Source organism: Streptomyces sp. NBC_01335, from assembly GCF_035953295.1.
Taxonomy (GTDB): Bacteria; Actinomycetota; Actinomycetes; order Streptomycetales; family Streptomycetaceae; genus Streptomyces.
Genome location: NZ_CP108370.1, coordinates 186,379 through 207,776, shown reverse-complemented (window position 1 = coordinate 207,776; position 21,398 = coordinate 186,379). Strand labels below are relative to the sequence as shown.

Here is a 21,398-nt window from a genome sequence, read left to right as displayed (position 1 = left end):
TGCCCCGGCCGCGTCCGCGGATCACGGGGTACCCGTCCGAAAGGAACCCGCCCGATGCGTAGCGCTCGGCTGCACACCCTGCCCTTTCACCCGCCGGCCACCCCTCTGCAGCGGCGGTTGTGGCTGACGACGCAGTACGCCCGCGACACTCCCGCCTACAACCTCGCCTACGCCTGGCAGGTCCACGGACCGTTCGACCCGGCGGCCTTCCACGCCGCGCTGACCACCGTGACCAGCCGCCACGAGGCTCTGCGTACCACGTTCACCCTGCGGGAGGGCGAGCTGCTGCGCGTCATCCACCCCGAGCTCCCGCCGGGCTTCGACCTCATAGACGACGTCGCCGAGTCCGACGTACCGGAACTGGCCGGACAGGAGGCGACCACCCGGTTCGACCTGGGCCGTGGGCCGCTGGTGCGCTGCCGGGTCCTGCGGCACGGTCCACAGCGGCACACCGTGCTCCTGACCACACATCACGTCACGGTGGACGGCCGGGGCATGAGCATCGTGCGGGAGGAACTCGCCGCCTGCTACGAGGCGTTCCTTCATCAGCGACCCGACCCGCTGCCCCCGGTCCACCGGCAGTTCGCCGACTTCGCGGCGTGGCAGCAGGAGGGACTCGACACCGGGCGGTTCGACCACCAGATCGCGTACTGGAAGCAGCAGCTGGCGGGCATCACCGGCCCCGCCCCGCTGCCCTTCCTCAAGCCGCGGCCCGCGGTCCGCAGGTCGGACGGCCGATGGGAGGCCATCTTCTGCGACGCCTCGCTCACCGCGGCCGCCCGCAGGCTCGCCGTCGGCGCGCGGACCAGCCTGTCCACGGTCCTGATCGCCGCGGCCGCCCGGTGGCTGGCCGAGGAGACCGGCCTCGGGGAGGCAGTGATCGGGATGTCGACGGCCGGCCGGTCACTGCCGGAGTTCGACCGTCTGGTGGGGCTGAGCACCAACACCCTGCCGCTGCGTGTCCCGGTCCAGTCGGTGGCCACCGACCGGCTGCTGGACGTGACCCGGTCGGTCATGCTCGCCGCGATCGAGAACCAGGACGTGCCGTTCCCGTTGCTGATGCAGGAACTCGGGTTGCCCCGCACCCTGCCGGTCAACCCGCTCACCCAGGTGCTCGTCGCCCTGCGCGACGGCCTCGGCGAGCCGCTGCGGCTGGCCGGCGCCGAGGTCACGGCGCTCCCGGCGGCCGCCCTGTCCAGCAGCAACGACCTGACCGTCGAACTCGATCCGCAGCCCGACGGGACGATCCGCGGGGGGCTGCTGTACCCGCCGGACCTGATCGACCCGGCGGAGGCGGCGCGGCTGGCGGCGGGGTTGGGAGACGTGCTGGAACGCATGTCGCGGGAACCGCGGCCGACCGGGGCGGTTCCGCCCGGCGGGACGCCGGAGCCGAGCGGGTCCGCGGAACCCGGACCGGTTGCCGCCCCCGGTCCGTCCTCTGCTCCGGCCGGCGTCGCCCCCGCGCCGGTCGCGGTGGATGCCCGTCCCCCAGCAGGTGATCCTGCGGTCCGTCAGCACACCCTCCGGTTGTGGCGGCAGCTGCTCGACGCCGAGGCGCCGGACGACGGCGACGACTTCTTCGCCGCGGGGGGCGACTCGCTGCTTGCCGCCGAACTCATGCTGCTGCTCGGCGACAAGCTGGACTGCTCGCTGCCGCTCAACCTGCCGGTGGGCTGCCCCACCTTCGGGGGGCTGGTCGCCGCGGTGACCGAGCACCGCGCCGGGGAGCAGCAGTGACCAGGGCGGAGCCGGCGCTCGTGGTCAAGTACGGGGGAGCGGCCATGACGGGCGGCCGACTGTCTGCCGCCGCGATGCATGCCCTGACCGTGCTGGTCGGCGGCTGCCGGCGGCTGGTCCTCGTGCACGGCGGTGGTCGCGAAGTGACCGAGGAGGCCGCCCGGCGCGGGCTGACCCCGCGCTTCGTCGACGGTCTGCGGGTCACCGACCCCGACATGATGGACGTCGTCCGCACGGTACTCGTCGACCGGATCAACAAGGACCTGGTCGGTCAGCTCCAAGGCATCGGGATACCGGCGATCGGCCTGTCCGGCGAGGACGGCGGGATGATGACGGCGCGCACGCTGCGCGTCGACGGCGTCGCCAGGTTCGGCCGGGTGGGCGAGGTCACCGCCGTGGACACGAAGGTGCTGACCGAGGCGTGCGAGGCAGGCCTGGTACCGGTGGTCGCCAGCGTCGCGCCCGACGCCGACGGACTGCCCCACAATCTCAACGCCGACACCGCCGCCGCTGCGCTGGCCGCCGCCCTGTCGGCCGACCAGCTGGTCTACGTCAGCGATGTGCAGGGGCTGATGGCCGACCCGGCCGACCCGTCGTCGGTGATCGCCCGCTTGGGCAGCGACGACCTCGCGGCACTGCTGCGCGACCGGCCGCCGCTGGGCGGCATGCTGCCGAAGCTGTCCGGCGCCCTCACCGCGCTGCGGTCGGGTGTGCCGGTCGTCCGGCTGGTCGACGACCAGTCGCTGCTCGGCGCGTGCACCGCCGGCACCGGCCGCGGGACCACTCTGCACCTGTGACGGGCGCACTCGCTCAGGCGAGGTCGCGGACGTAGAGGAGGGAGCTACGGGACGGGCTGAGCCGGGCCGCCCAGGAGGCCGGGGCGTCGGCCCGCTCCACCCGCCGGAAGGCGAAGCGCTCGAACCACCCGTCCCGGCGGATCGTCGCAGTGTAGAGCCGCCGCGCGCCGCCCGCTCTGGCGTGCTGAACACTGTCGGCCATCAACTGCGCGCCTATGCCCCGGCGTTGGTACGTCTCGTCGACGCAGAAGCTGTACAGCACCGCTGCTGTCGACTGGTCCGCCAACTGCTGTACCCCCGCGCAGGCGACCAACCGCTCGTCGTGCTCGGCCACCAGGAAGTCGGCCACGCGCTCGCCGAAGACCGTCGGATGCCGGTGGCGCAGGAAACCGGCCCGCATGAACGGCAGTGTCAGCAGGTGGAGGCGTCCGGCGTCGGCGGGTACCGCTGCGCGTATCCGGGCCACGTCCCGGTCGGACGGCGGGAAGGTGTCAGTCATTGCATTCCAGGGCTCAGGCGATCGGCGAAGATCGCCCGCCGAACGCGGCAACGGTGGTGCGACGGTCCCCGACATCATCCCGCAACGGGATCGTTCGGGACGGCGGACGGCGGAATCCGGGCGCATTCGAACCGCCCACCTGGACATCGCGATCACCGTCGACAGCGGTGTCGGCCTCGGGGCGAGGCGTCCTCATCCTGTGCCGGCGACATCGTCGTACACACATCCGGCGAAGATCTTGTCGATGAGCTCCATGGTGGGTTCCGAGAGGAGTTCCCCGGCCGCGGACGCCGTCTGGGCAAGCTGTTCAGGGGTGGAGGCACCGACCAGCGCCGAAGTGACACCAGGCCGGTTGAGTACCCACGACACCGCGAGCCGGGCCGGCGTCGTGCCCTGGTGCCGGGCGAGCCGGGCGAAGAGTTGCACCCGCTCCAGGAGCGGCTCCGCCATGAAGTGGTCCATCAGGAGCCTCCCGGCGGGGTCCGCGGCCCTGGAATCCGCCGGGGGCGGTTCGCCGGGCGCGTACTTGCCGGTCAACAGGCCCTGTGCGAGTGGCCAGAAAGCCACCGTGCCGATGCCGAGGTCCTGGCACAGCGGCACAACGGCCTTCTCCGGGACCCGCCACAGGATGTTGTACTGCGGTTGACTGGCGACCGGAGGCCGGACACCCATTTCGGCTGCCACCGCACAGGCCGCAGCGATCTGGTCCGCCGTCCACTCGCTGAATCCGTAGTGAGCTATCTTGCCTTCCTCGAGGAGTTCCCCGAAGGCCGCGACGGTCTCCGCCAGGGGGGTGCGGTCATCGAAGCGGTGGGCGCTGAGCAAGTCGATGTGTTCGGTGCGAAGAGCCCGCAGGCTGCGCTCGACACCTGCTCTCACGGCTGCGCGCGACAGCCCCGCCACCGTGCCCCCGGGCTCGTAGTAGACCTTGGTGGACAGCACGTAGGCATCTCTCGGCGCACCCCTCAGGGCGATGCCCAGTGCCTCCTCCGCGTCACCGTACGAGCCGGCGGTGTCGAACAACGTGATGCCGAGGTCGCGGGCGGCGCCCACGAGGCGGACGGCGCCGCGCCGCCCGTCCCGCGGCAGGGGACGCCAGGTTCCCAGGCCGACCTCGCTGACGACCGGGCCGCCGGCTCCGAGAATACGATGACGCATCGTCTCAACTCCCCCGCGGGCCGTGGTCCGGGGCGCAGCCCCAGTGCTCGATGGTGCAGGCGCAGATGTCACGGTGAGTTTAACGGAAATCATCCACCGTCAGGGCTGACCGAATCGGATGACCGGCGGCGGACCGCTCGGGGGCGCGTCATCGGCAAGCAGGCCGACTCCGCGCCCCGCCCGAGCAGACCGCCGGTCTCCACGTCCCACCGGGCGAGCGTAGTGCGGTTCTCCCCCGTGGGGACGAGGAAGACCTCACCGTCCGCTCCCCGTTCGAGCGGTGCTGGACGACGCGCTCGCGCACATCCCGGACGCGCATCGGCACGGCACCGACATCCTCGTCCGCACCGACAGTGCCGTATCCGCCCACGACCCGGAAGAACCCGGAGGGCCCGACCACCGCGTCGGGACTCCGACATGCCCCAGCACCGAAATCACTTCGGCCACACCGCAGTTGGCGGTCGGCGGCGCCGCCTCGGGTCAACCGGAACGGCGAGGTCGGGCGGGCCTCACGGACGCAGCGTGAGTCGCTTGCGTACTTCCACCTCCCCCAGGGTCCGGGCGACGGCGAACAGGTCGGGGCTGTTCTCCGCGCCGGTGAGGCAGACGCGGACGACGTTGGCCACCTGGCGCGGCGGCCCGGCGTACCTCCCCGGATCCTCGCGCCAGAGCCGGGTGTCGGGCGCGAATCCGTGTCGTTCCGCGACCGCGCGTATCTGGTCGATCCAGGTGGTGGCGTCGTCGGCGTGCCGGTAGCCCGCGGCGAAGTCCTCGACGATGCGGTGGACGAGGGCGGGGTCCAGACCGTCGAAGCGCTCGTCCCCGGCGGCCGGCGGGGACGGGGCCAGCGCGGGGAAGAGGAAACCGAACCGGTCGCGGAAGTCGGACCACCGGGTCAGGTCCTTGCGGACGCGTGTGCCGGTGCCCTGGGAGACGGCGATGGCCCGGCGGGTCAGCCGCGGGTCCCCGGTGAGGGCGCCGTGCAGATCGATGTCGTGCTCGGCGGCCCAGGCGATCAGCTGGGCCTCGGTCTCCTCGGGGGAGAGGGAGGCGATGTACTCCCGGCTGATCGAGTTCAGCTTGGGAAGGTCGACCAGCGGTCCCGAGGAGCGCATCTCCCCGATGCGTAAGGGGGAGCCGACCGCGTCCCCGGTGGGCAGGTCCATCAGCCGGGCGTTGGCCAGTCCGTGGAGGTAGTGCCGTACCGCCAGGGGAGGGTAACCGGCCCCGAGGTAGTACTCGACGGCCGCTTCGGGGTCCTTGCGTTTGCTCAGTTTCCGTCTGCTGGAGCCCTCCGCCTTCATCAGCGGGGCCAGATGCGCGTAACGCGGCACCACGAAGCCGAGTGCGGTGTGCAGTTGGATGTGGAGCGGCGTGGACGAGAGCCATTCCTCGCCCCGTACGACGAGTGTCACCCCCATCAGCCGGTCGTCGACCACGTGCGCCAGGTGATAGGTGGGAAGGGGGCCGCCGCCCTCTCCGGAGGACTTGAGCAGGACGATGTCGTTGCCGTTGTCCTGCATCACGACCGGGCCACGGATCTCGTCCTCGAAACGCACTCGGCCGGGGAACTCGTGCGGGCAGCGGAACCGGACCACGTAGGGGGACCCGGCGGTGAGTCTCGCCGCGACCTCGTGGTCGGGGAGTGTGCGGCACGCGGCCCACTTCCCGTAGTACCCGAGCGGCGACCTGGACGCGCGCTGGGCCTCCGCGTTGGCCGCCAGCCGGTCCTTGGAGCAGAAGCAGAGGTAGGCCGCGTCGCGGCGCAGAAGATCGCGTACATGAGTCAGATAGATCTCGCGCCGTTCCGACTGGAGGTACGGGCCCCACGCGCCGGCGCCCGTGGGCGGCTGCCCGGTGGCGGGGCCCTCGTCGGGGGAGAGGCCGAACGCGCGGAGGAGACGGACGAACGACTCCGCGGCACCGGCGACCTCACGGGACTGGTCGGTGTCCTCCACCCGCAGCAGGTGCGTCCCGCCCGTCTGTCGTGCCAGCGCGTGGGACACCGCGGCGGTGTAGAGACCCCCGATGTGCAGGACGCCCGTGGGGCTCGGGGCGAACCTGGTCACCTCGGCGCCCTCGGGAAGCCCGCGCGGCGGGTAGTGACGCCGACAGTCGGCCGGCTCTGGCAGGTCCTGCGGGAACAGCGCGTCGATGACGGATTGGTCGGGCACGGTGGACTCCCTCCGGGTCGACTCCACCGTAGGTGGGCGACCCGGGGAATCCGGTGCGCCGGAGGAAGGTGCCTGCGGGACCCCGAACCCGCTCAGTGTGTGACGTGCCTCACAGTGGAGTGCGACAGCAGCGTGTCCAGCAGGCCGGGAAAGCGCCGCTCCAGATCGTCCTTGCGCAGCGAGATGTAGCAGCGGGTTCCCTCGGGGCGGCAAGCGGTGAGTCCGGACTCCCGGAGGATCTTGTTGTGGTGGCTGAGCGTGGATTTCGGCACTTCACCGGCGAGCTGTTCGCCCACCGACAGCTCACCGGTCACGTTCAGTTCCGTGACCATGGCGAGTCGGGTGGGGTCGCTGAGTGCGAACAGGATTCGGTGCAGTTCGACTTCGTCGAGGGGGGGCGTGGGATAGGTGCGCACCCCCTCAGGATTCCATGCGACGCGCGCGGCACACCGATCCCGGTGCACTAAGGTCTATAGAACTAGTCTCATAGAACATTGCGGGGAGGGCCACCGAGTGCCCTCGGAGAAGGGAGGGACGCGCATGGCGGGAGCCTTACGTCGCGTGCCGGTGCTCGCTTTCGGCGCGTTCGCCACGGGCATGGACGCCTACGTCATGGCGGGACTGCTCGGCGGCATCGGACAGGACCTCGGGGTGTCCGTCTCCCGGGCGGGCCAGTGCGTCACCGTGTTCACGGTCTGTTACGCCGTGTCCGCCCCCGTGCTCTCCGCCGCACTCGCCCGATTCCCGGCGCGCGCCGTGCTGGTGAGCGCGCTGCTGGTCTTCACCCTGGCCAACGCCGGGAGTGCCCTGGCGGGCACCTATCCCCTCCTGCTCGTCTGCCGCGCGGTGGCCGGCGCCGGTGCGGGACTGTTCAGCCCCAACGCGGCCACCGCCGCCGCCGCACTGGTCCCGGCCGACCGACGCGGACGCGCGCTCTCCGTGGTTCTCGGCGGAATGAGCGGCGGCACGGTGCTGGGCGTCCCGCTCGGCCTGCTCCTCGCCGAAGACCGCGGCTGGCGGACAGCCCTGTGGATGGTGACCGCCCTGGGGGCGGCGGCCTGCCTCGCCGTCGCCACCCTGCTGCCCCGGATCCGCACCGGTCCCGCGCCCACCCTGCGGGCACGCCTGCGCCCCCTCGGCCACGCTCGGGTCGCCCTGGTCGTCGGCATGACCTTCTTCCAGACGGTGGCCAGCCTGGGGCTGTACACGTATCTGCAGCCGGTGCTCCACGCCACCGCGGGCATCGACCGGCCCACCGTCCCGCTGTGGGTCTGGGGCCTGGGCGGGGTGTGCGGCAGTTTGCTGGCCGGAGCGCTCGCGGACCGCTTCGGCCGGCCCGCACTGCTCTCCGCCGTTCTGCTGGCCACGCTGGGCGGCACCCTGGCCGCGCTCCCGTGGACCGGCGCGGTACCCGGCCTGGTGCTGCTGCCGCTCCTGCTCTGGGGTGCGGTGGGCTGGGCCTTCGTGGTGCCCCAGCAGCACCGTCTGATCGAGGCCGACGCCCCCGGCGGAGCCGCCGTCGCGCTGAACAGTTCGGCCACCTACCTGGGCGGATCGGTCGGCTCCGCCCTCGGTGGCGTGGCACTCGCCGCCGGCGCCGGCGCGCGCTGGCTTCCGCTCGGCGCCGCCGCGATCGCCGCGGCCGGGCTGCTCCCTTACCTCCTCGCGCGGCGTCCGGCGGCGTCCGGCCCGCGCGACCTCGACCGCTTCTCCATCTCGACGAAGGGAACCAGCCATGAAGATCGGTGTGAATCTTCCGAATTACGGCCCTGAGGCCTCGCCCGACCACCTGGTGGAGTGGGCCCGCCGGATCGAGAGCGCCGGCTACCACTACGTCATGCTCTCCGACCACGTGGCCATCACGCCCGAGGTCCAGAACCTCTTCCCCGCACCGTTCTACGACCCGCTGACCACCCTCGCCTACCTGGCCGCCGCCACCGACCGCATCGGTCTGGGCACCACCGTGACGATCCTGCCGTACCGTCACCCCGTCCACACCGCCCGGGTCGTCGCCAACATCGACCGCTTCAGCAACGGGCGGATGACGTTCGGGGCCGCGGCGGGCTGGGCCGCCCGGGAGTTCGCCGTGCTCGGTGTCCCGTACCACCGCAGAGGCGCCATCAGCGACGAGTACCTCGCCGCCATGAAGGCGTGCTGGGCCGACGAAGTGGCCTCCTTCGACGGCGAACACGTCTCCTTCCGGCAGATCCACACCGGTCCGTTGCCCGTGCAGCGCCCGGGTCCGCCGGTCTGGGTCGGAGGTCACAGCTACGGGGCACTGCGCCGAGCCGTACGTTTCGGCGACGCCTGGCACCCCACGTCCGTGTCCGGGGACTGGCTGCTCGGCGTGGGACTGCCCGCCCTCCGGCGGGTCGCCGACGACGAGGCCAGGCCGGTGCCGGCCCTGGCTCCGCGGATCAAGCTGCGGCTCACCGGACGCGCCCTGAGCAACGCCCGGGTGCTGGGGGAGGGATCCCTCGCCCAGATCCGCGACGACCTGGCACTTCTCGCCGAGGCCGGCGCGCAATCGGTGATCCTCGACCCCACCTACCCCGGCGAGCATCGCGAGCAGGGCCGCACCGAGCGCGACATCGAGCTTCTTGAAATGTTTGTGAACGAAGTCATCGATGTTAAAAGCGGTGACCTATTGTGAGGACGCGCTGACGGCTTCCAGTCGCCGCCCACGGTCCCACAGCCAGGAACAGGGGGTTACGCGGTCATGATCGACCTGCGCAAGTTACGGGTGCTCCGGGAGCTGAACCGGCTCGGCACGATCGGTTCGGCGGCCCAGGCACTGCACCTCACACCACAGGCGGTCTCCCAGCAGATCGCGACCCTCGGCAAGGAGTTGGGCGTCCAGCTCACCGAGCCCGCCGGGCGGCGCCTGCGGCTCACCGCCGCCGCCCGGATCGTGCTGCGACACTCCGACGCCATGTTCGAGCAGGTCGAGCAGATGCAGGCCGAGCTGGCCGCGCAGAACAGCGGCGAGTGCGGTCAGGTGGCGGTGGCCGGATTCTCCACCACCTTGTCGGCGCTGATCCTGCCCGCGGTCGTACGCCTGAAGAAGGAACGGCCGATGCTGCGCATGGTGCTGGCCGAGGCCGATCCGCCCGAGAGCTTCGCCATGCTGCACCGCGGTCAGACCGACGTGGTGATCTCCGCCGACACCGTGCACAGCCTGACGGGAGAAGGCCCCCGCTTCCACCGGGAGCCGCTGTGCGAGGACCCGTTCGACATCGCGCTGCCGGACGGCCACCGACTGGCCGGCCGGGCCGGCCTCGGGCTCGGGGACCTGGCCGACGAGACATGGATCTTCGCGACCACCGGCATGTGTCACGACATCGGCGTGGCCGCCTGCACGGCTGCCGGCTTCACCCCTCAGGAAGCCCACGCCATCGGCGACTGGGACGCCACCCTGGCAGCGGTGCAGCTCGGCCTGGGGGTGGCGCTGGTGCCCCGGCTGGCCAGTCCCGCTCCCCGGCCGGGGGTGACCGTGCGGGCCTTCACGGGAGTTCCGCCGAGCCGCAGTGTTTTCGCCGCGGTCCGTGAGGGCAGTCAGTCCGCACCCGAGATCGCCGCCGTACTGAACGCGCTGCGTGAGGTCGCCACCGGAGCCGTGCAGCCGCGCGTCGCGGCGGTGGGGTCGTCCGCCGCCTGACCCTCCACATTTTCTGGACGGTACCCGCCATCAGATGTGGATGGACCCCGACGGAACCGAATGCCAAGCTGAAGCCAGGTCATATTCCTGGCGCATGACGCCAATTCCACTGACACATTCTGTCCCGGAGGGCGGGCATTCCCATGTCCAGAGCAACTTACGCGCGGCTCGCCGCATTGAGCCTGATCTGGGGCTCGGTATTTCTGTGGATCAAGATTTCCGGATACGGATTCTCTCCCGCCCAGATGGTGCTCATCCGGCTCGCGCTCGGCGCCGCCGTGATCCTCGTGATCGCCCGGGCCAAGGGCCTCCGCCTTCCCAGGGGGGCCTCGCTCTGGGGTCACATCACCGTGGCGGCACTGCTGGGCAACGCCATCCCCTGGACCCTCTACGCCGAGGGCGAGCGCACCGGGTCCAGCAGTGTGGCCGCCGTGGTCAACGGAAGCGCCCCGATCTGGACCCTGGCCGCCGCCCTGCTGCTGGCCACCGAGAAGCGTGTCACCGGGGCCAAGGCGGCCGGCGTGCTGCTCGGTCTGGCAGGTACCGCGCTGATCGCGTCCCCCTGGAACGGAAGCGGTACGGGCAGCGGGGGAAGCATCCTCTGCTTCTTCCTGGGCTCCATCAGCTTCGGTGCCAGCTTCGCCTACATGGGCAAGTTCCTGGTCGGACGGGGGATTCCGCCGCTCGTGCTGGCCGGCAGCCAACTCACCGTCGCCACCGGCATCCTGCTCGTCGCCTTCCCCTTCCTGGGGCTGCAGGCCGTCACCTGGCGCACCGACTCGGTGATCTCCGTGATCATTCTCGGCGTGGTGTGCACCGGTGCCGCCGCCCTGCTCAACTTCGAACTGATCATCAAGGACGGGGCGACGGTCGCCTCGACCGTCACCTATCTGATGACCGCCGTCGCCGTCGTCCTCGGCGCGGTGGTCCTGGACGAGCCCCTGGGCTGGACCGTGTGGGTGGGAGCCGCGGCCGTCCTGGCGGCCACCGGGCTTCTGCGCCGTAAGCCCCGGCCCCGGGCCGTCCCGGCGGAACCCGCTGCCCCGCAGGTCAGCGACGCCACCGCGAAACCGTAGGACCGTCGAAGAGCTGTCCCGTCATCCGTCGCTCACCCGTCGGGGGATGAGGGGGCGGCTCCCGGGCGGAGCAGGACAGCCTTCACCGGGTGAAACCCGTGTGCCCGGCCGCGACGGAGCGGTCGGACACACGGCTTCGTCATGTGTGGAAGGGCTTTCGTCAACGGCGCATGAACACCGGGACATACAGGCAGCGCAACGCGAGAAGCATCTGATACCTCATCCGGTCGCGAGGGAGAAGGCACATGGCGTTCATAGTGGAGATGGAATTCCGGGAAGGCGAGAGAGAGCGCGTCAGGGTGGGTGAAGCGCACCGCTCCTACTGGAAGAGAATGGCGGAGCGCGGCATTCTGCTCGGTGGTGGTCCCTGGCGGGACGGCAGCGGAGAACTGCTCCTGTGCGAGGCGCCCGACCGGGCCTCACTGTTACGGATCGTCTACTCGTCCCCGTACGTCCAGGCACAGATAGCCACGGACATAAAGATCAGGGAATGGGACGCCGAGATGGGGCACGTGATTCTGGCTGCCCTGGAACGCACCCCCACGGCCTACGGTCCCCTCGGTATCGTCCGCGATGGGACCCGGGCTCCCGCATCCCGCCCGCAGCGGAATTCCCAAGTGCGGCGCACCGCGGTCCAGGAGGATCTGACCGCGCACGAACACCGTATCGCGACTCTCATGCTCGACGGCATGACGAACAAGCAGATAGCGGAGAGGTTCACCGTGTCCACCCGGGCCGTCGAACTGCACATCACGCGCATCTACCGAAAGCTCGAAATCCAACGACGCGCCCAGTTGGCCACCGTGCTCCGCCGTGCGGCGCCCGGTTTCGGGTGAGTGAAACCTCGACGGGCCGGGAGGGTGACTTCGCGGGCGGCTTCCAGTGAGGGATTCAGGGCGCTTCGTACTTCCGTAGTGTCCCGGCCACGTGCCCGGGGCTATTTTCTGTTCAGTCGGACACGGTGGCGGGGCAACCCGCGCCGAATGGAATGTCAGGGGAATTGTCATGCCGCTCGTCGAAATAACCGCCCCCTCGGGCGCACTGCCCGGCCCGGCCGTCGCCGCGGTGCAGAAGGACGTGGCCGGCGCGGTCCTGAAGTGGATGGGGCTGCCGCAGACCGACTTCTTCGCGGGTGCGACCTGGGTGTATGTGCGGGAGGCCGAGAAAGGGAGTGCGGCGACCGGGGCACCGGGCGTCGAGCCCGGTTTTCTGGTCGTGGTGACTCCGCTGAAGGGATTCCTGGACGCGGAGCGGAACGAAGCGCTGGCTGCGGAGGTCACCGCGATCATCCAGCAGGCCGTCGACGGAGAACCCGTCGTCTGGACGGTGGTCAACGAAGTTCCCGAAGGGTTCTGGGCCGTGAACGGATCGCTCACCAGGCGGGCGAAGATCGACGAACTGATAGCCGAGGCGGCCGGCCGTTAAAGCGACGGGACGACTCGTTCCGAGGCGTCGGAAGTTCGTGGCAGGGCGGGTGGAGAAGTGTATTCACTTCTCCACCCGCCCTGTTTCCTTTGTCCGGCCCGCAGTGTTCTACGGCTTCCCGTAGTGGCTTGCCTCGCCGGCTCGAATACATTTTCCACGTCGGAAGAAGCGAGTTGGGGAAGGAACCGCCATGGCTCCGGAAACGCCATCGAGACTGGGTGTGGTCGTGCCCCCCGCGAACGCTGCGGTGGAACCCGAATTGAGCCGTCTCATGGCTCCGCACGCCGACCTTTACACGGCCCGCTTCCCCGTCCTCCCGGACCGGGATCTCCGCGGCCGGCTGGAAAGGTACAACGAGGTTCTCCCGGACACGCTGGGCGACTTCGGCAGCCTGAGCCTCGACGCCGTAGTGGTGGCCTGCACCGGCTCGCACTACCTGCTCTCGCCCCGGGGCGACCGTGAGCTCTGCGACCGGCTCTCCCAGCGGACGGGGCGCCCGGTCCGCTCGGCGGCCCTCGCCATACTCGCGGCGGCCGAGGCCGCCGGGGTGGACAGGCTGGTCCTGGTGTCTCCGTACATGCCCTGGCTCACCGAACTCTCCGAACGCTACTGGCGGGACGCCGGCCTGCACGTCGAGCACGTGGTGAAGGTGCGGGCGGGCGACCGCTTCTCGCCCTACGACGTGACGACGGAGGAGCTCGTCGCGCAGGTGCGGGAGGCGGAGCTGCCGGTCGGCGCCGCGCTGCTCTTCACCGGCACCGGCATGTTCACCTTCGCGGCACTGACCGAACTCGCCCGGGACACCGAACGGCCCCTGCTGACCTCGAATCTGGCCGGCGCCTGGTGGGCCCGCGACACGCTCGGCCTGCCCCTGTCCGGCGGGGACGTGCACCCCTTGCTGAAGCGGCTCGCCGGACACGCGGTCGCGGCGTGAAGGCCCCGCGCACCGAGCCCGTCGCGGTGGTGGGGGCCGGCCCGGTCGGGCTGACCGCCGCTCTCGTCCTGGCACGAGCAGGAATCCCGGTCACCGTCTACGAGACGCAGCCCGCCCTCTCCACCGCGTCGCGCGCCTCCACCTTCCACCCCTCCACACTCGACCTGCTGCGGGAGCTCGGCGTCGCGGCCGAACTGCACCGGCTGGGACGCGTGGTCGACCGTATCCAGTGGCGGGACCTGGACGGACACGTCCACGCCGAACTCGACTACCGCGTCCTGGCCGGCACCACCGGCCACCCCCACCGCCTCCACGTCGAACAGTCCCGGCTCACCCCCCTGCTGCTCGACGCACTCCGGGACACCGGGCGGGCGACCCTGCACTTCGGAGCCCCCGTCACCGCCGCCCGCCGGACACGGGGCGCGGTGGAGCTGACCGCCGGGGACACCGGGCACGGCCGGGTCGCGCACACCGGCCGCTACGCGCACGTCGTGGCGGCGGACGGCAGCCGCAGTACGCTGCGCGGTCTCGCCGGCCTGCCCGCCGCCACCCGTGCGTACCCGCACTACGCGCTGCGGATCGTCACCCGGGAACCGCTCGACGCGACTGTGCCCGGCCTCGCTCCGCTCAGCTATGTCCGGGACGCACGCGCGTCGTACAGCGTGCTCGGCATGCCCGACCACTGGCGGCTGATCTTCCGGATACCCCAGGACGTCCCCCGCGACGAGGTGGTGACCCCCGAGGCGGTACGCGCACTGCTCACCCGCGCACTGCCCGGCGTGGGGGCGGACCTGCCGGTCGCCGACGCCCACACCTACCGGCTCGTCTCCTCCGTACTGCCCCGATACCGCGCCGGGCGCCTGCTGTTCATCGGCGACGCCGCGCACCTGACCTCGACCGCCGGCGGCATGAACATGAACTGCGGCCTGCACGACGCGGTCGCCGTCGGACGCGCCCTCGTGGACGTGCACACCGGACGCGCTCCCGACACCGCCCTGACCGCCGCCCTGGAGCTCCGCCGGACCGTCGTCAGCTCCTCGGTCATCCCCCGCAGCGAGGCCCGCACCGCCGGCATCGACGACGCCGGCGCCCTCGAGCGGGCGCTGGCGGACGTCCGGCGCACCGCCGCCGACCCGGAGTCGGCCCTCGCGTACCTGACCACGGCCTCGCTGCTCGACTGCGCCCCGAGACCGCTGAGCCGGCCCACCGGGCCCGGCTCCCCCCGAACCACCGAGGAACCGCACGCGCCCACCCCGACCGCCACCGCAGTGAAGGACGAAGCGCATGAAGATCTGGTTTCACAAACACACCGTTGAAGGCCGCCTCCCGCTCCTGGACCAGTGGTACCGGGAGCACCTCGACGCCATCGTCGCCCCCGGCACCACCGTCGACATCAAGACGCTGCCCGCCGAGACCTACCCCGCCCGTACGCCCTTCGGGCTGGTCGGCCACCACTCCGCCCAGGTGCTGTTCTCCCAGCACTTCGCCCAGTCCGCGGTGACCGCCGAACGCGAGGGATACGACGCGTGGGTGATCGCGGCCGGCCAGGATCCGGGCCTGCGCGACGCCCGCCACCTGGCCGGCATCCCGACCCTCGGCTACGGGGAGAGCGCCTTCTTCCTGTCCGCCATGACCGGCCAGCGCTTCTCGGTCCTCGGCTTCATGCCCCCGCTCGAAGAGCCCATCCGCGCCAACATCCAGCGCTACGGGCTGAGTTCCTCCCTCACCGGGTACGAGGTCGTCCCCGGCGGCTGGGACTCCGTCCACAAGTCGCTCGAAGGCGACTTCGACCAGTTCGTCGAGGTGTACTCGGCCGCCGCCGAACGGGCGGCCCGCGCGGGGGCCGAGGTCATCATCCCCGCCGAGGGCATCCCCAACGAGATCCTGTGGCACCTCGGCATCCACGAGCTGCACGGACTTCCGGTCATCGACCCGGCCGGCCTGACGGTCAAACTCGCCGAGACCTTCGTCAACCTCGGTGAACTGGGTCTGTTCACCCGCAGCAAGCACGGCTACTGGTTCAGCCGGCCCGACGCGGCCGTCACCGCGCACCTGGAGAAGGTCTTCCTCGGCGCGGCGCTCTGACCCGCTCTCCCGCTCACCGCCGGCCCCGCCGGCGCCACCCCTCCGTCCGTCCCCACTCCAGGAGAATTGTCATGTCCATTGCCTATGGCCGGAACTCCGCCTCCAGCGGGAGCCCCGCTCCCTTCTACCGCCCCCGCCGCCTGCGCCGCACCCCCGCCCTGCGCCGTCTCACCGCCGAGACACGCGTGTCGGCCGCCAACCTCGTACAGCCCCTCTTCCTGCGCGAAGGGCTGAACGAACCGCGGGAGATCTCCTCCATGCCCGGCGTCTACCAGCACACCCGTGACACGCTGCGCAAGGCCGCCGTGGAGGCGGTCGACAAGGGCGTCGGCGCTCTCATGCTGTTCGGCATACCCGAGCAGAAGGACCCGTTCGGCAGAGGAGCCGTCGACCCGGACGGCATCCTGCAGACCGCGCTGCGCGACGTGTACGAGGAAGTCGGGGACTCCACCGTCGTCATCGGCGACATCAACCTGGACGAGTACACCGACCACGGCCACACCGGCGTGCTGGACGCGGACGGCGACGTCGACAACGACGCCAGCATCGAGCTGTACGCCCAGGCCGCAGTGGTCCAGGCCGACGCGGGCGCCCATGTGGTCGCCCCCAGCGGGATGATGGACGGTCAGGTCCGCCGCATCCGCGAGGCGCTGGACGCCGCCGGCCACCAGTCCGTGGCGATCCTCGGCTACTCCGCCAAGTACGCCTCCTCCTATTACGGGCCCTTCCGCGACGCCGTGGAGTCCACGCTCACCGGCGACCGCAAGGGCTATCAGCAGTACCCCGGCAACATCCGGGAGTCGCTCCGCGAAGTCGACCTCGACGTGGCGGAGGGCGCCGACATGGTGATGGTCAAGCCCGCCCTCGCCTACCTGGACATCCTGAGCCTCATCGCCGCCCACGTGGACGTCCCGGTCGCCGCCTACCAGGTGTCCGGCGAGTACTCCATGATCGAAGCCGCCGCGGCCAAGGGCTGGATCGACCGGGACAACGCCATCCGGGAGAGCCTCACCGCCATCCACCGCGCGGGCGCCGGCCAGATCATCACCTACTGGGCGACCGAGTTCGCCGACAGCCTGGACCAGTGACCCCATGACACACCAAGCCTCCCCCCGACCCGGCACGACGGCACCCGGCGCGACGGATCCCCGCACGGCCCCCGGCACCGGCGGGCCCGGACTCCTGGCCCTCGGGATCAGCCACGCCACCGCCCCGCTGGACCTCCTGGAACGCCTGTCCGCGACCGACCGCCCGATCGACGACCTGGTCCGGGACGTGACCTCCGTCGCCGGAGTCGACGCCGCCGTCGTGGTCTCCACCTGCAACCGCCTGGAGGTGTACGCCGAGGCCCGGCCGCACGCCGACCAGAGCGACATGCGCGACCTCCTCGCCAAACACACCGGCGTGGACCGGGCCGAGCTCGACCCGCACCTCTACTCCCACCAGGCGGACGAAGCCGTACGGCACCTGTTCACCGTGGCGTCCGGACTCGACTCGGTCGTCGTGGGGGAGGACCAGATCCTCGGCCAGGTGAAGCTCGGCCTGGACCGCTCCCAGCAACTCGGCCACACCGGCAAGGTCCTGACCAAAGCGGTCCAGACGGCTCTGCGGGTCGGCAAGAGCGCCCGCAACGAGACCGGCCTGAACGAAGCCGGCCGCTCCCTGGCCACCGCGGGCCTCGCCTTCTTCGAACGCAAGGTGGGCTCGCTCACCGGCAAGACCGCCCTGGTGATCGGCGCCGGGTCGATGGCCGGTGTCGTGGTGGCCGCGCTGCGCCGGTCCGGGCTGAGCCGCGTCCACCTCGCCAACCGCACCCCGGAAAAGGCGCAACGGCTCGCCGAGACCGCCGGCGGCCAGGGCTTCGCCCTCGACGAGGTGACGCGGCTGCTGACCGAGGTCGACGTGATCGTCGGGGCGACCGCGGCCACCGGCCACGTCGTCGGCCTCGACGACGTGGTGGCCGCCGTCGCGGCCCGTCAGGGCCGCGAACTGTTCGTACTGGACCTGGCCATGCCGCACAACATCGCGCCCACCGTGGCCACCGTCCCCGGGGTCACCTTCGTCGATCTCCAGCGGATCGCCGAGGAAGGCGAGCAGGACGAGATCTCGGTCGCCAGCGTCCGGGCCGCACACGTCCTCGTCGACAAGGAGGTCGGAGCCTTCCGGACCAGCCTCCGGCTCGCCGGAGCCGGCCCCGTCCTGGCCGCCATGCGCCAGTCCGTGACCGAGGCCGCCGACGCGGAACTGGACCGGCTGGCCAAGCGCCTGACCGGCATCGACCGGGCGGCTCACCAGGAGATCAACCGCAGCGTCCACCGCATCATCGACAAGTTCCTGCACCGGCCGACCGTCCGGGTGCGCGAACTGGCCGCCGACGCGGACGGCGCCCGCTACATCGAGGCCCTCGGCGCGGTCTTCGTGCCCCTGGACCCCGCACACCCCACCACAGACCCCAAGCCGACCACGGAACAGATCGAGGCCATCGTATGAGTGACATATCGGCGCTGTGGAATGCCGATTCCATCGCCGTGATCGGCGCGAGCGAGCGCCCCGGCGCCCTGGGCCGCAAGCCCATGGACTACCTGCTGCGGTACGGCTACAAGGGCCGCGTCCTGCCGGTCAACCCCCGCTCGGCGGAGATCCTCGGCGTCCCCGCGTACCCCAGCGTCAAGGACGCGCCCGGGCCGGTCGACCTCGCCCTGATCATGGTCGCCGCCGCACGGGTGGCCGACGCGGTCGACGACTGCGTGGCGGCCGGGGTTCCCCTCGCCATCATCGCCTCGTCGGGCTTCGCCGAGACCGGCGAGGAAGGCGCGCGGCTGCAGGACGAGATCGTCGCGAAGGCCAGGGCCGGAGGGCTGCGCATCATCGGCCCCAACTGCATCGGTGCCGTCGGCTACGAGAACCGGGTCCTGGCGACCTTCAGCCCGCTCTTCGGCGCGGAGAACGTGCCCTTCGAACCCGGCACCCTCGCCTTCGTCAGCCAGAGCGGTGCACTCGGCTTCGGCGCGGCCAGCCTGGCCCTGGAGCGGGGGCTGCGCCCGGGCTGGGTGGTCAGCACCGGGAACGACGCCGACGTGACCGCGCTGGAAGTCCTGAGGGAACTGGCCACCGTTCCCGAAGTCTCCGGCCTCCTCGGCTACTTGGAGGACACCCCGGACATCGGAACGCTGCGCGCGCTCGCCGCGTCCGGCAAGCCGGTCGCGCTGCTGAAGTCGGGCCGGACCGAGGCCGGCGGCCGGGCCGCCGCCTCGCACACGGGAGCGCTCGCCACCGACGACCGGGTGCTGGATGCCGCGCTGCGCCAGCTCGGCATCGTCCGCGTCGACGACATCGACGAACTGCTCGACGTGGCCCGGGTCTTCGAGTCCGAGCGCCGCCCGGCCGGCAACCGTGTCGCGGTGGTCACCACCTCGGGGGGCTCGGGCATCCTGGCCGCCGACGCCATCGAGGGGAGCGGACTGGCACTGAGCCCGCTGCGCCCGGAGAGCAAGGCCGCGCTCGGCGAGATAGTCCCCGCCTTCGGTGCCATCGACAACCCGGTGGACATCACCGCCACCGTGCTCAGCGACCCGTCCCTGTTCGACCGGTCCCTGGACGTGCTCATCGCCGACGACACCGTGGACATCATCGTGGCCTGCTTCTGCGTGATGGCGGGCCCCGACGTCGAGAAGGCCGTCACCAGCCTCCGCAAGGCCGCCGAGAAGGGCGGCAAGCCGATCCTGGTGGCCCGGACCGGCGCGGACTTCCTCGCCCCCGACGCCCCTCACGACCTGCGCGCGGCCGGGCTCCCCGAATACCCGACGCCGGGCCGCGCCCTGCGCGCGGCGGCCGCCCTGTGGGAGGTGAGCCGGCCGCGGCCCGAACTGCCCGCCGCGACGCCCGGCGAGGACCGGACCCCCGCCGGGACCACCGAACCGGAGCTGAAGGCGCTGCTGGCCGGCGCGGGAATCGCCGTGCCGCGTGGCCGGACCGCGACGGACGACGAGGACGCCGTACGCGCCGTGCGGGAGGTGGGCGGCAGGGCCGTGCTCAAGGCCGTCGTGCCCGGCCTGCTGCACAAGACCGAGGCAGGCGGCGTGCGCATCGGCGTCACCCCGGAGACCGCCGCCGAGTCCTTCCGCCGGCTGTCCGCCCTCGGCGGAGGCGTGCTCGTGGAAGAGCTAGTCGAGGAGGGTGTGGAACTCATCGTCGGAGTGCACTCCAGCGATCTGGGGGCCGTCCTCACCGCCGGACTGGGCGGGATCTTCACCGAGGTCCTCGACGACGTGTCCCACCGGCTGCTGCCGCTGCGCCCCGGCGAGGGCGCCGAGATGCTCGCCGAACTGCGGGGCGCCGCCCTGCTCGACGGCGTCCGCGGCCGGCCGGCCGCCGACAAGGCCGCCGCCGCCGACGTCCTGCACCGGGTCGCCGACCTGGTGCGGCACTGGGCCCCCGGCTACTCGCTGGACCTGAACCCCGTCCGGGTGCTGCCCCGAGGAGCCGTGGTGCTCGACGCGGCGCTCACCACCGGGACGGAGGAAGCCCGGTGACGACCAGCGCACAGTGGTTCGAGCGGGCGAAGAAGGTCACCCCCGGCGGAGTCAACTCCCCGGTACGGGCCTTCGGCGCGGTCGGCGGCACCCCGCCCTTCATGGCCTCGGCCTCCGGCCCCTACCTGACCGACGCCGAGGGCAAGGAGTACGTCGATCTCATCTGCTCCTGGGGCCCGATGATCCTGGGACACCGCCACCCCGCGGTGCTGGAGGCCGTCCAGAGCGCGCTGGGCAACGGCACCTCCTTCGGCGCGCCTTCCGGCGGAGAGGTGGAACTCGCCGAGGAGATCGTCGCCCGTGTCGCCCCGGTGGAGCAGGTACGGCTGGTCAACTCCGGTACGGAGGCGACGATGTCGGCGATCCGCCTCGCCCGCGGCTTCACCGGCCGGAACAAGATCCTCAAGTTCGCCGGGTGCTACCACGGGCACGTGGACGCCCTGCTGGCCTCGGCCGGTTCGGGCCTCGCGACCTTCGCGCTGCCCGACACCCCGGGCGTGACCGGCGCCCAGACCGGCGACACCGTCGTCGTGCCCTACAACGACCTGCCGGCGGTCGAGAAGGTCTTCGCGGAGATCGGCGACGAGATCGCCTGTGTCATCACCGAGGCCGCGCCCGGCAACATGGGCGCCGTACCGCCGCTGCCCGGCTTCAACGCCGGGCTGAAGGAGATCACCGCCCGCCACGGCGCGCTGTACATCTCCGACGAGGTGATGACCGGGTTCCGCGCGACCCGGTCCGGCTGGTACGGACGCGACGGCGTCGCCCCCGACCTGCTGACGTTCGGCAAGGTCATGGGCGGCGGGTTCCCCGCCGCGGCCTTCGGCGGCCGGGCGGACGTCATGGGCCGCCTCGCTCCGGCCGGGCCGGTCTACCAGGCCGGCACCCTGTCGGGGAACCCGCTGGCCACCGCGGCCGGCCTCGCCACCCTCAGGAACTGCACCCCGCAGGTGTACTCCCGGCTCGACGAGGTGTCCGCCACTCTCGGGCGGGAGGTGTCCGCCGCCCTGGAGAGCGTCGGCGTCGCCCACCGGGTCCAGTACTCCGGCACGATGTTCTCGGTGTTCTTCACCGAGGACCCCGTGGTCAACTTCGACGACGTGCGCGCCACGGAGTCGTACCGCTACACCGCCTTCTTCCACGAGATGCTGCGCCAGGGCGTCTATCTGCCGCCCTCGCCCTTCGAAGCGTGGTTCGTCTCGGCCTCGCACGACGACACCGCCGTGAGCCGCGTCGTCGACGCCCTGCCCGCAGCGGCCGCCGCCGCGGCGAAGGCGACGGCGGCATAGGACGGACCGGGAAACCGAGCAGGACCCTTCGACA

At 71.5% G+C, this 21,398-nt stretch carries 19 protein-coding genes; 15 read left to right on the top strand and 4 right to left on the bottom strand.

Translation table 11 applies throughout. From position 1 onward, the window contains the following. Window positions 1-54 precede the first annotated feature (54 nt). Together OG599_RS00915 and argB are read left to right on the top strand one after the other, a co-directional pair. Window positions 55-1,737 (top strand): condensation domain-containing protein, encoded by a 1,683-nt coding sequence (locus tag OG599_RS00915; RefSeq protein ID WP_327173960.1) that lies wholly within the window; start codon window positions 55-57, stop codon window positions 1,735-1,737. Then, window positions 1,734-2,534, top strand: a complete 801-nt coding sequence (gene argB / locus OG599_RS00910; protein ID WP_327173959.1) for an acetylglutamate kinase — start codon at window positions 1,734-1,736, stop codon at window positions 2,532-2,534. The genes OG599_RS00915 and argB overlap by 4 nt, the downstream gene beginning before the upstream one ends. A 13-nt stretch (window positions 2,535-2,547) precedes the next feature. Here argB and OG599_RS00905 read toward each other — a convergent pair whose 3' ends face one another. From OG599_RS00905 to OG599_RS00890, 4 genes are all read right to left on the bottom strand, one after another. Continuing rightward, window positions 2,548-3,033, bottom strand: coding sequence for a GNAT family N-acetyltransferase (locus tag OG599_RS00905; protein WP_327173958.1), 486 nt, complete (start codon window positions 3,031-3,033; stop codon window positions 2,548-2,550). Window positions 3,034-3,225: 192 nt separating this feature from the next. Continuing rightward, the gene (locus OG599_RS00900; RefSeq protein ID WP_327173957.1) at window positions 3,226-4,191 is read right to left on the bottom strand and encodes an aldo/keto reductase; all 966 of its coding nucleotides are present in this window, start codon (window positions 4,189-4,191) and stop codon (window positions 3,226-3,228) included. Between the two features lie 509 nt (window positions 4,192-4,700). Further along, the gene (locus OG599_RS00895; protein ID WP_327173956.1) at window positions 4,701-6,365 is read right to left on the bottom strand and encodes a glutamate--tRNA ligase; all 1,665 of its coding nucleotides are present in this window, start codon (window positions 6,363-6,365) and stop codon (window positions 4,701-4,703) included. Window positions 6,366-6,457: 92 nt separating this feature from the next. After that, the gene (locus tag OG599_RS00890) at window positions 6,458-6,781 is read right to left on the bottom strand and encodes an ArsR/SmtB family transcription factor (RefSeq protein WP_327173955.1); all 324 of its coding nucleotides are present in this window, start codon (window positions 6,779-6,781) and stop codon (window positions 6,458-6,460) included. Between the two features lie 145 nt (window positions 6,782-6,926). On the opposite strand from OG599_RS00890, the gene OG599_RS00885 reads away from it, so the two are divergent. The 13 genes from OG599_RS00885 (at window position 6,927) to hemL (ending at window position 21,364) form a co-directional block, all read left to right on the top strand. Continuing rightward, window positions 6,927-8,138: an MFS transporter gene (locus OG599_RS00885; protein ID WP_327173954.1), complete on the top strand. Its 1,212-nt coding sequence runs from the start codon at window positions 6,927-6,929 to the stop codon at window positions 8,136-8,138. Beyond that, window positions 8,101-9,018 carry a TIGR03619 family F420-dependent LLM class oxidoreductase gene (locus OG599_RS00880; RefSeq protein WP_327173953.1) on the top strand — a complete coding sequence of 306 codons (918 nt, stop codon included), beginning with the start codon at window positions 8,101-8,103 and terminating at the stop codon, window positions 9,016-9,018. Before OG599_RS00885 ends, OG599_RS00880 begins: the two co-directional genes overlap by 38 nt. A gap of 66 nt (window positions 9,019-9,084) precedes the next feature. After that, the gene (locus OG599_RS00875) at window positions 9,085-10,023 is read left to right on the top strand and encodes a LysR family transcriptional regulator (protein ID WP_327173952.1); all 939 of its coding nucleotides are present in this window, start codon (window positions 9,085-9,087) and stop codon (window positions 10,021-10,023) included. Window positions 10,024-10,166: 143 nt separating this feature from the next. Continuing rightward, entirely contained in the window at window positions 10,167-11,099 is a 933-nt protein-coding gene (locus OG599_RS00870) for a DMT family transporter (RefSeq protein WP_327173951.1), read from the top strand. 245 nt (window positions 11,100-11,344) lie between these two features. Next, window positions 11,345-11,935, top strand: a complete 591-nt coding sequence (locus tag OG599_RS00865) for a LuxR C-terminal-related transcriptional regulator (protein WP_327173950.1) — start codon at window positions 11,345-11,347, stop codon at window positions 11,933-11,935. A 169-nt stretch (window positions 11,936-12,104) separates the two neighbouring features. After that, window positions 12,105-12,524, top strand: coding sequence for a hypothetical protein (locus OG599_RS00860; protein ID WP_327173949.1), 420 nt, complete (start codon window positions 12,105-12,107; stop codon window positions 12,522-12,524). 271 nt (window positions 12,525-12,795) lie between these two features. Beyond that, on the top strand, window positions 12,796-13,458 hold the full coding sequence (locus OG599_RS00855; protein ID WP_327173948.1) for an arylmalonate decarboxylase: 663 nt from the start codon (window positions 12,796-12,798) through the stop codon (window positions 13,456-13,458). Continuing rightward, complete coding sequence (locus OG599_RS00850) at window positions 13,455-14,774, top strand: FAD-dependent oxidoreductase (protein ID WP_327173947.1); 1,320 nt, start codon at window positions 13,455-13,457, stop codon at window positions 14,772-14,774. Before OG599_RS00855 ends, OG599_RS00850 begins: the two co-directional genes overlap by 4 nt. Further along, window positions 14,743-15,543 (top strand): aspartate/glutamate racemase family protein, encoded by an 801-nt coding sequence (locus OG599_RS00845; protein ID WP_327173946.1) that lies wholly within the window; start codon window positions 14,743-14,745, stop codon window positions 15,541-15,543. Before OG599_RS00850 ends, OG599_RS00845 begins: the two co-directional genes overlap by 32 nt. Window positions 15,544-15,614: 71 nt before the next feature. Then, window positions 15,615-16,631, top strand: a complete 1,017-nt coding sequence (hemB, locus tag OG599_RS00840) for a porphobilinogen synthase (protein WP_327173945.1) — start codon at window positions 15,615-15,617, stop codon at window positions 16,629-16,631. Between the two features lie 4 nt (window positions 16,632-16,635). Further along, window positions 16,636-18,033 carry a glutamyl-tRNA reductase gene (gene hemA / locus OG599_RS00835; protein WP_327173944.1) on the top strand — a complete coding sequence of 466 codons (1,398 nt, stop codon included), beginning with the start codon at window positions 16,636-16,638 and terminating at the stop codon, window positions 18,031-18,033. Next, window positions 18,030-20,075 (top strand): acetate--CoA ligase family protein, encoded by a 2,046-nt coding sequence (locus OG599_RS00830; RefSeq protein ID WP_327173943.1) that lies wholly within the window; start codon window positions 18,030-18,032, stop codon window positions 20,073-20,075. Before hemA ends, OG599_RS00830 begins: the two co-directional genes overlap by 4 nt. After that, a complete protein-coding gene (gene hemL / locus OG599_RS00825) occupies window positions 20,072-21,364 on the top strand; it encodes a glutamate-1-semialdehyde 2,1-aminomutase (RefSeq protein WP_327173942.1) in 1,293 nt (430 codons plus the stop codon). The genes OG599_RS00830 and hemL overlap by 4 nt, the downstream gene beginning before the upstream one ends. The last annotated feature ends 34 nt before the right edge of the window (window positions 21,365-21,398 follow it).